This is a genomic window from Comamonas sp. BIGb0124 (assembly GCF_003752175.1).
GTDB lineage: Bacteria > Pseudomonadota > Gammaproteobacteria > Burkholderiales > Burkholderiaceae_C > Comamonas_F.
Map to the genome: position 1 here is coordinate 807,542 of NZ_RJVF01000008.1, position 16,033 is coordinate 823,574.

General features: G+C 65.5%; 14 protein-coding genes. 4 read left to right on the forward strand and 10 right to left on the reverse strand.

Features of this window, described 5'->3' with window-relative positions:
* Positions 1-105: 105 nt before the first annotated feature.
* Entirely contained in the window at positions 106-1,278 is a 1,173-nt protein-coding gene (locus EC845_RS04885; protein ID WP_123296053.1) for a lipocalin-like domain-containing protein, read from the forward strand.
* 75 nt (positions 1,279-1,353) lie between these two features.
* Here EC845_RS04885 and EC845_RS04890 read toward each other — a convergent pair whose 3' ends face one another.
* The 5 genes from EC845_RS04890 to EC845_RS04910 form a co-directional block, all read right to left on the reverse strand.
* The gene (locus EC845_RS04890; protein ID WP_123296054.1) at positions 1,354-2,424 is read right to left on the reverse strand and encodes a branched-chain amino acid ABC transporter permease; all 1,071 of its coding nucleotides are present in this window, start codon (positions 2,422-2,424) and stop codon (positions 1,354-1,356) included.
* A gap of 25 nt (positions 2,425-2,449) precedes the next feature.
* Positions 2,450-3,328 (reverse strand): branched-chain amino acid ABC transporter permease, encoded by an 879-nt coding sequence (locus EC845_RS04895; protein WP_123296055.1) that lies wholly within the window; start codon positions 3,326-3,328, stop codon positions 2,450-2,452.
* Positions 3,329-3,504: 176 nt separating this feature from the next.
* On the reverse strand, positions 3,505-4,722 hold the full coding sequence (locus EC845_RS04900) for an ABC transporter substrate-binding protein (protein ID WP_123296056.1): 1,218 nt from the start codon (positions 4,720-4,722) through the stop codon (positions 3,505-3,507).
* A gap of 79 nt (positions 4,723-4,801) precedes the next feature.
* Positions 4,802-5,548 carry an ABC transporter ATP-binding protein gene (locus EC845_RS04905; protein WP_123296057.1) on the reverse strand — a complete coding sequence of 249 codons (747 nt, stop codon included), beginning with the start codon at positions 5,546-5,548 and terminating at the stop codon, positions 4,802-4,804.
* Between the two features lies 1 nt (position 5,549).
* The gene (locus EC845_RS04910) at positions 5,550-6,320 is read right to left on the reverse strand and encodes an ABC transporter ATP-binding protein (RefSeq protein ID WP_123296058.1); all 771 of its coding nucleotides are present in this window, start codon (positions 6,318-6,320) and stop codon (positions 5,550-5,552) included.
* 388 nt (positions 6,321-6,708) lie between these two features.
* On the opposite strand from EC845_RS04910, the gene EC845_RS04915 reads away from it, so the two are divergent.
* Both EC845_RS04915 and EC845_RS04920 read left to right on the forward strand, forming a co-directional pair.
* Entirely contained in the window at positions 6,709-8,571 is a 1,863-nt protein-coding gene (locus EC845_RS04915; RefSeq protein WP_123296059.1) for an ABC transporter transmembrane domain-containing protein, read from the forward strand.
* 92 nt (positions 8,572-8,663) lie between these two features.
* Positions 8,664-8,978 carry a hypothetical protein gene (locus EC845_RS04920; protein WP_123296060.1) on the forward strand — a complete coding sequence of 105 codons (315 nt, stop codon included), beginning with the start codon at positions 8,664-8,666 and terminating at the stop codon, positions 8,976-8,978.
* A gap of 29 nt (positions 8,979-9,007) precedes the next feature.
* Here EC845_RS04920 and EC845_RS04925 read toward each other — a convergent pair whose 3' ends face one another.
* The 5 genes from EC845_RS04925 to EC845_RS04945 all read right to left on the reverse strand — a co-directional run bounded on the left by EC845_RS04925 (position 9,008) and on the right by EC845_RS04945 (position 15,376).
* On the reverse strand, positions 9,008-10,009 hold the full coding sequence (locus tag EC845_RS04925) for a hypothetical protein (protein ID WP_123296061.1): 1,002 nt from the start codon (positions 10,007-10,009) through the stop codon (positions 9,008-9,010).
* A 57-nt stretch (positions 10,010-10,066) separates the two neighbouring features.
* Positions 10,067-11,401: a phosphoglucosamine mutase gene (glmM, locus tag EC845_RS04930; protein WP_123296062.1), complete on the reverse strand. Its 1,335-nt coding sequence runs from the start codon at positions 11,399-11,401 to the stop codon at positions 10,067-10,069.
* Positions 11,402-11,482: 81 nt separating this feature from the next.
* Positions 11,483-12,301 (reverse strand): dihydropteroate synthase, encoded by an 819-nt coding sequence (gene folP / locus EC845_RS04935; RefSeq protein WP_233597958.1) that lies wholly within the window; start codon positions 12,299-12,301, stop codon positions 11,483-11,485.
* Between the two features lie 241 nt (positions 12,302-12,542).
* Complete coding sequence (gene ftsH, locus EC845_RS04940) at positions 12,543-14,477, reverse strand: ATP-dependent zinc metalloprotease FtsH (RefSeq protein ID WP_123296064.1); 1,935 nt, start codon at positions 14,475-14,477, stop codon at positions 12,543-12,545.
* A 200-nt stretch (positions 14,478-14,677) separates the two neighbouring features.
* Positions 14,678-15,376, reverse strand: coding sequence for an RlmE family RNA methyltransferase (locus EC845_RS04945; RefSeq protein WP_123296367.1), 699 nt, complete (start codon positions 15,374-15,376; stop codon positions 14,678-14,680).
* A 159-nt stretch (positions 15,377-15,535) separates the two neighbouring features.
* Here EC845_RS04945 and EC845_RS04950 point away from each other — a divergent pair, with 159 nt between their 5' ends.
* A complete protein-coding gene (locus EC845_RS04950; RefSeq protein ID WP_123296065.1) occupies positions 15,536-16,006 on the forward strand; it encodes a YhbY family RNA-binding protein in 471 nt (156 codons plus the stop codon).
* Positions 16,007-16,033: the final 27 nt, after the last annotated feature.

The following is a 16,033-nucleotide window of genomic DNA, read 5'->3' on the forward strand; positions in this document are numbered from 1 at the left end:
TAGAAAACACTGGTGCACGGCCGGACCCGGCCGCACTGTTCAAGACCCGCTGGCGAGCTCTCGGTTCCCCGAACCAGCGAGGGCCTATGCTGCCACAATCAAAGCATGTCCGCGACCCAGCAACCCCTCGTATCCGCCCTGCCGTCCTCTGCCGGCCGGCGGCTCTGGCTGAAGCATGCCTGGCAGCTCTCGGCCGCAGGACTGGCGGCGGCCGGTGGGCCTGCGGCCTGGGCCGCAGCCGGGGCCACGGCCTTGCAGCCCCTGGCACCCCGCATGCTGGTGTTTCCACGCGATCATGGCAGCCATCCCGAGCTTCAGACCGAATGGTGGTACGTCACGGGCCACCTGCGCCCGCGCGGCAACGCCGGCCCGGCCCCGAGCCATGGTTTCCAGATCACCTTCTTCCGCTCGCGCGTGGCCCAGGCCGAAGGCATCCAGTCCAGCTTCGCGGCACGCCAACTGCTGTTCGCTCACGCAGCGATCACCGACCTGGCCCGCGGCGAACTGATTCATGTGCAGCGCATGGCGCGCCAGGGCCACGGCTGGGCGCAGGCCGCCGAGACCGACATGGCCGTGCACATCGGCCCGTGGCTGCTGACCAGCGAAGCCAGGGGGCGTCATGCCGCCAAGATCGAAACCGACGAACTCCTGCTCGACCTGAAACTGACCGACAGCCAGCCTCTTGTGCTGCAGGGCTTGGACGGACTCTCGCGCAAGGGGCCGTTGCCCGAACAGGCGAGTTATTACTACAGCCGCCCACAACTCGATGTGACCGGCCGCATCCGCACACGACAAGACCGTGCGCCCCTCGACATGACCGGCACCGCCTGGCTCGATCACGAGTGGAGCGACGCCTTGCTGTCGCGCGACGCCGAAGGCTGGGACTGGATGGGCATCAATTTCCTGAACGGCAGCGCCCTCACCGCCTTCCAGTTGCGCCGGCCCGATGGCAGCGCCCTGTGGACCGGTGGTTCGTGGCGTCAGGCCGGAGGGCAGGCCCACGCCTTCGCGCCAGGAGAACTGAAATGGTCTCCCGGCCGCACCTGGACCAGTCCGCAGTCGGGCGCCCGCTATCCACTGGCGTGGCAAGTCGACACACCGGCGGGCCGATTCAGGGTGCGCGCCCTGGCAGATCCTCAGGAAATCGACGCACGCGCCAGCACGGGCGGCATCTACTGGGAGGGCCTGTGCGCGCTCAGCCGTGCCGACAGCAGCGAGACCCTGGGTTACGGATACCTTGAAATGACCGGTTACCACGCGCCGCTGCGGGTGAGTTGACGCTCACGCCGGCGACGGCGCGAGCCCGTGCCTCAGCCCATCCCCCACGTGCCCTCTCGGGTGCCGAACGTCACATCAGCCGTTGCGGGCCGGCGCGACCGGTGCGGCATGCACGTCCTTCGGCATGGCCTGCGCGGGTGGCGTTTCTTCACCCGAACGCCTCTTGGACGGATAGAAACGTTCGATCAGAGCGATCAGTTCGCCCATGATGCCGCGGCGGAATGCCAGTACACAGACGACAAAGATCAGCCCGGTGACCATGGTGACCGATTCGCCCAACGTGTTGAACCAGTCGACGCCCGTGTTGCGCGCCAGCCAGTGGCCGATCTCGCCCAGCTTGTTCTCCAGCGCGATGATGACCGCAGCGCCCACCAAGGGGCCCGACAGCGTGCCCAGGCCGCCGACCAGCGTCATCAGCACCACGGAACCCGACATCGCCCAGTGCACGTCGGTCAGGGTGGCGAATCCCATGGCCAGCGTCTTGAGCGATCCGGCCAGCCCCGACAGCGCGGCCGACAGCACGAACACCAGCAGCTTGAAGCGCTGCGTGTCGTAGCCCAGCGAAATCGCGCGCGGCTCGTTTTCCTTGATGGCCTTGAGAATCTGTCCGAAGGGCGAATGCACCACCCGCATGATGAAGAGCAGCGCCAGCACGACGATGGCCAGCGTCACGTAATACATGGTGACGTCCTGGCGCAGATCGAGCAGGCCCAGGAAGGTCCCGCGCGGCACACCCTGCAATCCGTCCTCGCCGCCGGTGAACGGTGCCTGCAGACAGAAAAAGAACAGCATCTGCGCCAATGCCAGGGTGATCATCGTGAAATAGATGCCCTGCCGCTTGATCGCCAGATAACCCACCACCAGGCCGAGCACTGCGCCGGACAGCGTGCCCAGAACCAGCCCCAGCTCGGGCGGTACGCCCCAGACCTTGATGGCATGTCCGGCCGCATAACCGGCACCCCCCAGAAAAGCCGCATGCCCGAAGGACAGCAGTCCGGTGTAGCCCAGCAGCAGATTAAAAGCGGCGGCAAACAGCATGAAGCACAGCAGCTTCATGATCAGTATGGGATAGACGCCGATGAAGGGCACCAGCGCCAGGGCCAGCAGCAGCAAGCCATACAAAACGAGCTTGATAGGAAAAGTCATGCCAACATCCTTGGGCTCAACAACATTACTTCTCGCGGCCGAACAGGCCGGCCGGACGGATCAACAGCACGACGGCCATGATCACGAAAACCACGGTCGAAGACGCCTCGGGGTAGAACACCTTGGTCACCCCTTCGACGATCCCCAGCCCCAGCCCGGTCACGATGGTGCCCATGATCGAGCCCATGCCACCGATCACCACCACCGCGAACACGATGATGATGAGGTTCTGCCCCATCAGCGGCGAGACCTGCATCACCGGTGCGGCCAGCACGCCGGCCAATCCGGCCAGTGCCACGCCGAAGCCGTAGGTCAGGGTGATCATGAGGGGCACGTTCACGCCGAACGCCTCGACCAGCCGCGGGTTCTCGGTACCCGCCCGCAGGTAGGCACCAAGCTTGGTCTTCTCGATCACGAACCAGGTCGCCAGGCAGGTCAGGATCGACGCCACCACCACGAAGCCGCGGTAGTTCGGCATGATCATGAAACCCAGGTTGGTCGCCCCCGAGATCGGCGCGCTGTAGGCCAGGCCCGAGACGCCGTAGATCGAGCGCAGCACGCCCTCGAGAATCAGCGTGATGCCCAATGTCAGCAACAAGCCGTAGAGGTGATCGAGCCGGTAGATCCATCGCAGAAACAGCCTCTCGATGACGATGCCCACCAGGCCCACCAGCAGGGGCGCCACCAGCAGCATCACCCAGAAGCTGAGGTCGAAGTAGTTCAGTCCGGCCCAGGCCAGCACGGCCCCCAGCATGAACAACGCGCCGTGCGCAAAATTGATCACGTTGAGCAGGCCGAAGATCACCGCCAGGCCAAGACTGAGGATGGCGTAGAACGAGCCATTGACCAGCCCCAGCAGGAGCTGTCCGAGCAAGGCCGTCATGGGTATGCCGAATAGGATCATGTTCGTTGCTTCAGGCAGTCGACCGCAAGATGCGGGAGATGGCATGCCGGGACGTCAGCGGCGTCACGGCATCCGATCGGGGCTTCGGGACGCACGTCGTGCGCGGGTGGCAGGTAACCGGCTGCAGGCGGCACGAGCCGGCGGGCACCGCCCGCCCGCCGTGCCCGTTGTCTGGGTCACTTCCAGAGCTTGCAGCGCGATTCGGCTTTGGTCGTGTAGACCTGGTCGCCGGGAAGCGTCGCCTGGACCGTGAAATAGTCCCACGGCTGCTTGGACTCGGCCGGTGTCTTCACCTTGAGCAGATACATGTCGTGCACGAACCGGCCATCGTCGCGGATGGTGCCCTTGGCGTAGAAGTCGTTGATGCCGGTCTTCTTGAGATGGGCCAGGACCTGGTCGGTGTCGGTCGACTTCACGGCCTCGACCGCCTTGAGGTAGTTCATGGTCGCCGAGTAGTCGGCAGCCTGCAGGCTAGACGGCATGCGCTTGGTCTTCTCGAAGAACTTCTTGGCAAAGGCCCGCGAGGCATCGGTCTGATCCCAGTACCAGCTGTCCGTGAACAACAGGCCCTGCGTGTCCTTGAGCCCCAGGCTGTGGATGTCGTTGATGAAGATCAGCAGGCCTGCGAGCTTCATCGTCTTGTTGATGCCGAACTCGCTGGCCGCCTTGATGGCATTGACCGTGTCGCCGCCTGCATTGGCCAGGCCCAGCACCTTGGCGCCCGAGCTCTGCGCCTGCAGCAGGAAGGACGAGAAGTCGGAAGCATTGAGCGGATGGCGCACCGTGCCCTTGACCGTGCCGCCGGCGTCCTTGACCACCTTGGAGGTGTCGGCCTCCAGCGAATGGCCGAATGCATAGTCGGCGGTCAGGAAAAACCAGTCCTTGTCGCCTTGCTTGACCAGGGCGCCGCCGGTGCCCTTGGCCAGTGCCACCGTGTCGTACGCATAGTGGATGGTATAGGGCGAGCAGGCCTCGTTGGTCAGGGCCGACGAGCCTGCGCCGATCTGGATATAGAGCTTTTTCTTTTCTTCGGCGACCTTGGCGCTGGCCAGCGCCGTGCCGGAGTTCGTGCCGCCGATGATGGCGACCACACCCTGCGTGTCGAACCATTCGCGCGCCTTGGAGGCTGCGATGTCGGCCTTGTTCTGGTGATCGGCGCTCAGCAGTTCCACCGGCTTGCCCAGCACCTTGCCGCCGAAGTCGTCGATGGCCATCTGGATGGCGATGGCCCCGTTCTTGCCGTCGATGTCCGAGTAGAGACTGGACATGTCCGTCGTGAAGCCGATGCGGATCTTGTCGGCCTGCTGGGCCTGTGCCCCACTGGTCAGTCCCAGGACCGCCACGCCCAGCGCGACGGCCAGCATGTTGAACGAAGGTTGCTTGCTGCGTGTCATTGCCTTGTCTCCTGTTTGTCGATGTCAAAAAAACCGCAAGGGAAACTCGCGAGGGAAAAAATGAGGACGGCCACCGTGTTCAGACGCCCAGCAGCTCGGTGAGCACCGGCATCTTCTGCTGCAGTTCGGCGGCGCCGAAACGCTCGACGATGCGACCGTGTTCCATCACGTAGAACCGATCGGCCAGCGGGGCCGCGAAGCGGAAGTTCTGTTCCACCATGACCACCGTGTAGCCCCTGGCTTTCAGCATGACGATCATGCGTGCGAGGGCCTGCACGATCACGGGCGCCAGGCCCTCGGAGATCTCGTCGAGCAGCAGCAGGTTCGCGCCGGTCCGCAGGATGCGCGCGACCGCCAGCATCTGCTGTTCGCCGCCCGACAGCCGGGTGCCCTGGCTGTGGCGGCGCTCTGCGAGGTTCGGAAACATCTCGTAGATCTCGGCCACCGACATGCCCTTGCCGCTGCTCTTGAGCGTGGGCGGCAGCATCAGGTTCTCCTCGCAGGACAGGCTGGCGAAGATGCCGCGCTCCTCGGGGCAGTAGCCGACGCCGCGATGGGCGATGCGATGCGTGGGCAGGTGAGAGACTTCCTCGCCCGCGATCTTGATGGAGCCCTTGCGGGTGCCCGTGAGCCCCATGATGGCACGCAGGGTGGACGTGCGGCCGGCGCCGTTTCGGCCCAGCAGCGTCACCACCTCTCCGCGGCGCACGTCCAGATCGACGCCATGCAGGACGTGGCTTTCGCCATACCAGGCGTGCAGCCCCTGCAGCGACAGGGCCAGGGCCTGCGCGCCGCCTTCCGTCCGTTGATCTTGCGATTCGGCCATGTCAGTGCGCTCCTTGGAGTTCGCCGTCGGACTGGCCCATGTAGGCCTCCATCACGGCAGGGTTGCGCGAGACCTCGGCATACGGGCCTTCGGCCAGCACCGCGCCGCGCTGCAGCACCGTGATGGTGTGGGCGATGCTGGAGACCACGTTCATGTTGTGCTCGACCATCAGGATGGTGCGGCCCGCCGAGACCTTCTGGATCAGTTGCGTCACGCGGTCCACGTCTTCGTGGCCCATGCCCTGCGTGGGCTCGTCGAGCAGCATCAGTTCGGGGTCCATGGCCAGCGTCGTCGCGATCTCGAGCGCGCGCTTGCGGCCATAGGGCAGGTTCACCGTGGTCTCGTCGGCAAAGCCTTCGAGTCCCACTTCGGCCAGCAGCTCGCGGGCCTTGTCATGCAACTGCCGCAGTTGGCTCTCGCTGCGCCAGAAATGGTAGGCCGTGCCCAGCTTGCGCTGCAGGCCGACACGCACGTTCTCGAGAACGGTCAGATGGGGAAACACCGCAGAGATCTGGAACGACCGGATCACGCCGCGGCGTGCGATCTGTGCCGGCTTTTCGCGGGTGATGTCCTGACCGTTGAAAAGAATCTCGCCGCGCGTCGGCTCGAGAAACTTGGTCAGCAGATTAAAACAGGTCGTCTTGCCTGCGCCGTTGGGGCCGATCAGGGCGTGGATGGAGCCACGCCTGACCCGCAGATTGACATCGTTCACGGCGGTGAAGCCCTTGAACGCCTTGGTCATGTGGCGCGTTTCGAGAATGATGTCGCTCATTCGAGAGGATCCCTTGAGAGTCGGACGTCGTTGCGGCGCTGCCGCAAACCTGCAATGTCGTGGTGTCAGTGGACTCTAGACGTGTCGCTCAAACCGTCCTATAGGGACAAATGCCATCGCGGTTTTCCCTAGCGGCTCGGGCGGCGACGCAAAGTCACCGTCGACGGGCCGCTTGCGTGCGCCGCACAAAAACACGGTCAAAACCGGGCTTCCCCGGCACACCGGCGCCAACTTCCCTAAACTGGCGGTCCTGGCTTCGTCCCGGTGGCATGCGACACCGGGACCACCGGGGTCCTGCTGCCCCTATCCAGCCGCGTTTCGCAACGTCGACACGGCTGCCACCCGCTTCATCCCTCTCCCCATGCCCGACTCCCGATCCGCTCCTTCGATGTCCCTGGAGACCCCTGTCGTGCCCGCCAAGCCCCCCGTGCGTGCGCTGTCGGGACTGCGCCCCTTCCTGCGTCCCTACCGTCTGCAGATCGGGCTGGCGCTGCTGTTCCTGGTGCTGGCCGCGGCCACGACGCTGGCATTCCCGCTGGCGCTGCGCCAGCTCATCGACGGCGGTCTCGCCGCCTGGGGGCCGGGGGCCTCGACGCCGGACGCGGCAGGCCTGCGCGGAGCCCAGTTGCTGAGCCTGCGCGACCATTTCCTCGCCCTCTTTGCCGTCGCCGCGGCGCTGGGCGTGTTCTCGGCGGCCCGCTTCTACATGGTGAGCTGGCTGGGCGAACGGGTCACCACCGATCTGCGCCAGGCGGTCTACCAGCATGTGATCCGGCTGAGCCCGGCGTTTTTCGAGACGACACGCACCGGCGAGGTGCTCTCGCGCCTGACCACCGATACCACGCTGGTCCAGAGCGTCGTCGGCTCGTCGCTTTCGATGGGACTGCGCAACGGCGTCATGGCGCTGGGCGCGCTCGGCATGCTGGTCTGGACCCATCCCGCCGTCATGCTGCAGGTGCTGCTGGTGCTGGTGCTGCTCGTGGTGCCGGCCATGGTGTTCGGACGCCGCGTGCGCCGGCTCTCGCGCGCCAGCCAGGACCGCGTCGCCGACACCAGCGCCATTGCCGGCGAGATCCTGAATGCCATTCCCGTCGTCCAGGCCTACACCGCCGAGCGGCACGAAACCGCGCGTTTTGCCCAGGCCAGCGCGCAGAGCTTCGCCACCGCAGTGCGCCGCAGCCGTGCGCGTGCCCTGCTGGTCGCCTTCATCATCATCGCCACTTCCGCAGCGCTGCTGTGGGGCCTGTACCAGGGCACCCAGGCCGTGCTTGCCGGTCAGATGAGCCCCGGCGAGCTGGGCCAGACCGTCGTCTACGTGATCATCCTCGCCGGTGCCAGTGCCGTGCTCGGCGAGATCTACGGCGAGCTGCTGCGAGCCGCCGGCGCCACCGAACGGCTCATGGAACTGCTCGACAGCCCCTCGCCCGTCCGATCCGACGAAAGCCTGCCCTCCCCGCCACCGGCCGCACAACCGCAGCCGCTGCCCATCACCTTCGACCAGGTCGTCTTTCACTATCCGTCGCGGCCCCAGGTACCGGCGCTCGACGGCTTCACGCTGCACATCGCGGCCGGCGAGACCGTTGCCCTGGTCGGTGCCAGCGGCGCAGGCAAAAGCACCGTCTTCCAGTTGCTGCAGCGCTTCTACGACACCCAGGAGGGGCAAATCGCCATCGGCGGCCAGGCGCTCGACAGCATCAGCCTGCACCACCTGCGCAGCCGGATGGCGCTGGTGCCGCAGGATCCCGTGATCTTTTCCGGCAGTGCCGCGGACAACATCCGCTACGGCAGCCCTCAGGCCAGCGACGAGCAGGTCCTTGCCGCCGCGCACGCCGCCCATGCACACGACTTCATCAGTGCCCTGCCGGAGGGCTACGCCACGTTCCTGGGCGAACGCGGCGTGCGCCTGTCGGGCGGTCAACGGCAGCGCATCGTGATTGCGCGTGCGATCCTGCGCAATGCACCGGTGCTGCTGCTCGACGAAGCGACCAGCGCACTCGACGCGCACAGCGAACGCATGGTGCAGGCGGCACTGGCGGCCGCCATGCATCGCCGCACCACCCTGGTGATCGCCCACCGCCTGGCCACGGTGCAGCAGGCCGATCGCATCGTGGTGCTGGACCAGGGACGCATCGTCGAGCAAGGCACGCACGACAGCTTGATCGCCGCCGGCGGCAGCTATGCCAGGCTGGCCGCCCTACAGTTCCATGAGCCCCAGACCGTATCGCAAGGCGATCCGGATATGTCACACTGAACGCATCGAACCCCGTAGCGCAAGGCCGCCGGCTCCATGCCCGGCGGCTTGCGCTTGCAGCCAGACCCGAATCGCCCAGGAGCCGACTCCTCATGGACATCACCGACATCGAACTGGGCCGCCAGCAGTGGCAAACCCTCAAACTCGGACTCGACGCCCTCGACGGCACCCCTCAAAGCCTGCACGGCTTCGCCGCCCAGGCGCGCGCCGCGCAATCGCTGCACAAGGCGCTGCCGCACCAATACGAAGTGGTGTTGTTCGATCTGCTCAATCGCTTGGAGTCGAGCGCGCTGTTCGACGAGGAAAGCTGCTCGTTCAGCCACGACGACCTCATCGCCAACCTCAGGGCCTGGATGGACAAGGCCGGACAGCAGCTCGACCGACTGCCCGAACACCGAAGCGCCTGAGCGGACGGCTGCGCCGAGTGCGGCGGTCCTCAGGCCAACGGCAGGTTCTTCCGTTCGGCCCGGCACAGGCTGTCGTGCCAATCCTGCACGGCCAGGGCGCGCGGGTGGGCCGTCCCGCTGCCGAAGGCTTCGATGAAATGGCAGGCGGCATATCGCTGGGCCTTGGCGTCGTAATCGGCCACCCACTGCTCGCGTGCCTGACGCTGTGCCGGAGCCACCGGCCAGTGGCTCTGTGCCTGCGGCAGGCCGCGCCGCAAACCCATGCGCCAGGGCTTGGCGCTGACACGCGCACGAAAACAACGCTGGCTCAGGCACATGCGCACGTAGATGGGGTCGGCCTGGAAGGTCTCGAAACACGCCTGCGCCTCGGCATCGTCGGGGGCAAAGGTGCGGTGCGTCGCCATCAGGCGCAGGCCGCCGGGGGTCTGGTAGAGGCGCAGCAACCAGTCGGGATGCGCGGCAATGAACGAGTCGATCTGGCGCCGCACGCGCTCGAGAGCTGCGCCCTTGCGCTGGCGGCCCGCAGCCTCGCCCTCGCGCCCTCGGCGCAATCCGACAAAAGCCGTGGCGCACAGGATGAGTGCCGCCAGCAACCAGCCGTGCGGCGAGTACTGCATGTTGACCGACACGCCGACCAGCACCGCCATGACGATCCCCGCCGTCCACAGCGAGGCATTGCCCAGCACGGGGGGCTCGAAGGACTCGTCGTCGATGTCCACGAACAGCACATCGGGCGTGTTCAGGCACACCGCGCCATAGCTGTTGCGCGTGAGCACGCTGTCGCCGCGTTGTTCGATGATCTCTTCGCGGATGGGGGTACCGTCGGCACCGCCATAACCCTTGCGCGGCTCGCGCCGGACCACCGATTCGCCGGCGGCCAGTTGGGCCGCCGCTTCTTCGGCACGCGCCTGCGCCAGGGCCTTAGCCTCTGGCTCGCCGGTGTCGGACCAGCCGTAACGCCGGATGACGACGGACTTGCCGTCATGCTGTTGGCTGATGGTGGCCTCGGCCCAGAAACTCGGTATGCGCATGCGGCGACTGACTGTGAATGAAATGAAACGGCGATTCTGACAGAAGCCCCGCGCGCTTCAGGCGGCCACAGCCGCATCGGCCAGACGCTGCGCACAGGTCCGGGCCAGCGCTTCGTCCTCGGCCTCGACCATCACCCTCAGCAACGGCTCGGTGCCGCTGGGCCGGATGAGCGCGCGCCCCGTACTGCCCAGGTCGGCATCGACGGCCACACGCGCCTCGCGCAGAGCCCGGCTGGACTCCCAGTCCGTACCCGGCGCCAACCGGACGTTGATGAGCACCTGCGGATACAGGCGCAGGGCACCCAGGACCTCGGCCAGCGGCTTTTGCTGCCGCACGCACAACTGCAGCACCTGCAGTGCGCTGATCAGGCCGTCGCCCGTGGTGTGCTTGTCCAGCGCGAGCAAATGACCCGAACCCTCGCCACCCAGCAGCCAGCCGTTCTTGTTGAGCTCCTCGAGCACGTAGCGGTCGCCCACCCGGGCCCGCACGAACGCCACGCCACGGGCCTTGAGCGCGGTCTCGACAGCCATGTTGGTCATCAGCGTACCGACGACGCCTCCGAGCGACTGGCCGCGATCGAGCCTGTCCTTGACCATCACGTACAGCAGTTCATCGCCGTTGTAGAGCCGGCCCTGCGCATCCACCACCTGCAGGCGATCGGCATCGCCATCCAGCGCGATGCCCACGTCCGCACCATGCAGCCGCACCGCGTCGACCAGGGCCTGCGGATGGGTTGCTCCGACTTCATGGTTGATGTTGAGGCCGTCAGGCGCGCAACCGATCGCCACCACCTCGGCGCCCAGTTCATGAAACACCTTGGGGGCGATCTGGTAGGCCGCACCATGTGCCGCATCGACCACGATCTTCAGTCCCCGCAGGGTCAGGTCGTGATCGAAGGTGGATTTGCAGAACTCGATATAGCGTCCGGCTGCGTCGTCCAGCCGCCGCGCCTTGCCGAGGTTGGCAGAATCGACCCACACCGGTTCCTCGGTCAGACGCTCCTCGACCGCGCTTTCCCACTCGTCGGACAGCTTGGTCCCCTGGGCGCTGAAAAACTTGATGCCGTTGTCGGGAAAAGGATTGTGGCTGGCACTGATCACCACCCCGAGATTCGCACGCAACGCACGGGTGAGGTAGGCGACGCCAGGGGTCGGCAACGGTCCGACCAGCACCACATCGACGCCCGCGGAATTGAAGCCCGACTCCAGCGCGCTCTCGAGCATGTAGCCGGAGATGCGTGTGTCCTTGCCGATCAGGACGCGTGGACGGGCAGTTCCCTCACGCAGCACCCGGCCCACGGCATGCGCAAGGCGCAGCACAAAATCCGGCGTGATCGGCGACTGGCCGACCGTACCGCGTATACCGTCGGTGCCAAAGTATTTCCTGCTCATGTCTGACTGATCCGTTGCGTTGGAGGAAGGCGCAAGACTATACCCGGACTGAACCGCCGCCCTGCGGCTCAGCACATCATCCTACGCCGCGGCCTGCGGGGCGGCCTTTCCTGCACGGGCTGGGCGTTGCCGGTCATACGCCTGCCATACCTTGAGCGCCGCCGAAGTCTCTGCCACATCGTGCACCCGCACGACACGTGCCCCCTGCTCGACCGCCAGCAGAGCCGCCGCGACACTCGGTACCATGCGCTGCTCGACCGGCAGGCCGGTCACCGCACCCAGCGAGGATTTGCGCGACCAGGCGGCGAGCCATGCATACCCCATGTCCAGCAGTTCGGCCTGCCGGGCCAGGAGGCTGAAGTTCTGCTCGACCGTCTTGCCGAAACCCGGCCCCACATCGAGCAGGATGCGTTGCGGATCGACGCCCTGGACCACAAGGGCCTGTGCCGCCTCGTCCAGAAACGCGCGGACCTGAGACACCACGTCACCGTCCATCGGTGCTTGCTGCATGGTCTGCGGATCCCGGTGCATGTGCATCAGGCACACACCGCAGTTTGCATGGGCGGCGACCACCGCGCGCGCGCCCGGCTGGCGCAGTGCCCAGATGTCGTTGACGATGTCCGCGCCCAGGTCCAGCACGGCCTGCATCACGCCGGGCTTGTAGGTGTCGACCGAAATCGGCACGCCGAGCTTCACCGCCTCGCGCACCACCGGCAGGACGCGTGCGATTTCCTCGGCTTCGTCCACCGCCGGGCTGCCGGGCCGCGTCGATTCGCCGCCGATGTCCAGCACGTGAGCGCCCTCCTGCAGCAACTGTTCGCAATGCCGCAGGGCCTTGAGCGGCGTGTCGTAGCAACCGCCATCGGAAAAGGAATCGGGCGTGACATTGACCACGCCCATGATCAGGGGCTGATCGAGCGAGAGGACATGCCGGCCCGCCTGCCACACGGGGGGGAAGCGGCCCGTCGAAGACGGGGGCGTGGGTGCGGGTGCGGAACGGGCGGCAGCGGCGGAAGGGGGCGTGGCAGAGGACATGGCGGCAGTCGGGTTTGTTTGGACAGAGAACGAGCGCTCAAAACAAAACGGGGCCCCAGAGGGCCCCGCATGGTCGGACGGATGGTAGAGCCATCCGTGCGCCTGATCAGGCAGCAGTGGTGCTCGGCTCCGGCTTCACGGTTGCCGGAGCACCGCCGCCGCCATTGCCGTCGCCACCCGAAGACGGGGGCGTACGCGGCACCCAGTCCTTGGGCGGACGCGGCGGCTTGCCGGCCATGATGTCGTCGAGCTGCTCGACGTCGATGGTCTCCCACTCGAGCATGGCCTTGGCCATGGCGTGCATCTTGTCGCTGTGCTCCTCGATGAGCTTGCGTGCCAGCGTGTACTGCTCGTCGATGATGCGGCGAACTTCGTCGTCCACCTTCTTCATCGTGGCTTCGCTCATGTTGGTGGTCTTGGTCACCGAGCGGCCCAGGAACACTTCGCCTTCGTTCTCGGCATACACCATCGGGCCCAGGGCCTCGGACATGCCGTAGCGCATCACCATGTCGCGGGCCAGTTGCGTGGCACGCTCGAAGTCGTTCGAGGCGCCGGTGGTCATCTGGTTCATGAACACTTCCTCGGCGATACGGCCACCGAACAGCATGCTGATCTGGCTCAGCATGTACTCGCTGTCGTAGCTGTAGCGGTCCTGCGCGGGCAGGCTCATGGTCACGCCCAACGCACGACCGCGCGGGATGATGGTGACCTTGTGCACGGGATCGCACTTGGGCAGCAGGCGTCCGATCAGGGCGTGGCCGGCTTCGTGATAGGCCGTGTTGCGGCGCTCATGCTCGGGCATGACCATGGACTTGCGTTCCGGGCCCATGATGATCTTGTCCTTGGCCTTCTCGAAATCCTGCATCTCGACCACGCGTGCATTGCGTCGGGCCGCCATCAGCGCGGCCTCGTTGCACAGGTTGGCCAGATCGGCGCCCGACATGCCGGGCGTGCCGCGGGCGATGATCGACGGATTCACATCCTGGCCGATCGGCACCTTGCGCATGTGCACGCTGAGAATCTGCTCGCGGCCCCGGATATCGGGCAGCGTCACGTAGACCTGGCGGTCGAAACGGCCGGGACGCAGCAGAGCGGCATCCAGGATGTCCGGACGGTTCGTGGCAGCCACCACGATCACGCCGAGATTGGTCTCGAAACCGTCCATCTCGACCAGCATCTGGTTGAGGGTCTGTTCGCGCTCGTCGTTGCCACCGCCCAGGCCGGCGCCACGCTGGCGGCCCACGGCGTCGATTTCATCGATGAAGATAATGCAGGGTGCATTCTTCTTGGCGTTTTCGAACATGTCGCGAACACGGGCAGCACCCACGCCGACGAACATTTCGACGAAATCCGAACCCGAGATGCTGAAGAACGGCACCTTGGCTTCGCCGGCGATGGACTTGGCCAGCAGCGTCTTGCCGGTACCCGGAGGGCCGACCAGCAGCAGACCGCGCGGGATACGACCGCCCAGCTTCTGGAATTTCTGCGGATCCTTCAGGAAGTCGACGACCTCTCGCACTTCTTCCTTGGCTTCGTCGCAACCGGCCACATCGGCAAAGGTCACCTGGTTGCTGTTCTCGTCGAGCATGCGCGCCTTGCTCTTGCCGAAGCTGAAGGCACCGCCCTTGCCGCCGCCCTGCATGGAACGCATGAAGTAGATCCACACGCCGATCAGCAGCAGCATCGGACCCCACGAGATCAGCAGGCTGGTGAGGAAGGAACCTTCCTCGCGAGGCTTGACGTCGAATTTCACCTTGGCGTTGATCAGGTCACCGATCAGTCCGCGGTCGAGTTGCGTGGTGGTGGTGCGCACCTTGCTGCCATCGGTCAGCGTGGCCAGCACGTCGGAAGTACCGCCGGTGCTTTCCTGGATCACCACCTGCGACACGCGTTGCGAGCGCACGGCGTCCAGGAAATCCGAATACTGCATGGCGTTGGAGCCGGCAATGCTGCGACCGTCAAGCTGCTTGAAGACGGTGAACAGCACCAGCCCGATCACCAGCCAGACAGCGATCTTGGAAAACCAAGGATTGTTATTCAAGCGAGACTCCGGTCTAGTAGAAAGAGAGCAGAAACGACCCGGTGGGCAAGACACACACCTGTCGAATCAGCATTTGCGGATCATTTTAGGTGTTTCAAGCCCGAATTCGGATAACGCGCGGCGATGACTGACTGATGACCGGCGTTTCTGCGCGCACGCAACACCACGAAATCAAGCGCCAGGCCGCATGGAACAAGGCTTCAGCCCGGATTCTTCAGGCCTATCCCGACCAGGAAAGTCTCCGACGATTTGTCTCGGGAGGACTTGGGTTTGAGGGGTTTGACCACCTTGAAGTTCTCTTTGAAGTGCTTCACCAGCTGGCTGTAGCCGCTGCCGTGGAAGAGCTTGACTACCAGGGCACCGTCGGGCCGCAGGTGGTTTTGCGAGAACTCGACGGCCAATTCCACCAGCAGCGCGATACGCGCCGCGTCCGAGGACTCGATGCCGGAAAGATTGGGCGCCATGTCCGAGACGACCAGGTCGACCTTGGCTTTCGGCTTGCCCCTGGCACCGCTCTCGACGAGCTTTTCCGCCACGATCTGCTCCAGTTTCTGGAGCACCTCGGGTTCACGGAAATCGCCCTGGATGAAATCCACGCCTTCGACGGGCTCCATGGGCAGCAGGTCGACGCCGATGATGGCACCGTCGAGCGCCCCCACGGCGGCCCCCTCGGGCGAGAGCCGGCGGCGCACGTACTGGCTCCAGGCGCCCGGTGTGCAGCCCAGATCGACCACGATGTGGCCGGGCTGGATCAGCCCGAGGGTCTCATCGATCTCCTTGAGCTTGTAGGCCGCACGCGCGCGATAGCCCTCGCGCTTGGCCAATTTGACCCATGGATCGTTGATGTGATCGTTGAGCCAGGCCTTGTTGACCTTTTTCGACTTGGTAGAAACTTTCATCTTGCCCTGATAATAGAGGCCAATCCCGCCGGCAACCCTGTTGCCAACCCGAATCAACGGGTTCATCCTTCGGCGGATACACAAACGACTGGCCGGTTCGACAACACGGCGCGCCCCGCGCGCCCTTGCCTGGACACCGGCCTCATTACCGATATTGTCATGCCAGCCATACAACTCACTCCGGCCCAACGCAAAGGCCACCGCTCCGATGCCCACCACCTCGACCCCGTCGTGCTGATCGGCAGCGACGGCCTGACGCCCGCCGTGCAAAAAGAAGTCGACGCCGCACTCAAGGCCCACGGCCTGATCAAGGTGCGTGTGTTCTCGGACGAACGCACCACGCGCGAAGCCATCCTCAAGACCCTGGCCGACGAACTCGACGCCGCACCCATCCAGCATATCGGCAAGCTGCTGGTCCTGTGGCGCCCGCTCCCCGTCAAGGAAAAGGCGACGGACGAAGACCGCATGCCCGGCCCGCGCGACGTCAAGGTGCTCAAGTACAGCAAACGCGGCGGCCAGCGCCCCGAAGTCCGTACCCTGCGCGTGCTGGGCAACCAGCGCCTGACGGCAGGCGGCACGGTCAAGCGCGCCAAACCCAAGCAGAAGAGCATCAAACGCTCGCAAGGCTGACAACCCGCCCGGCCGACAGGCCAGCGG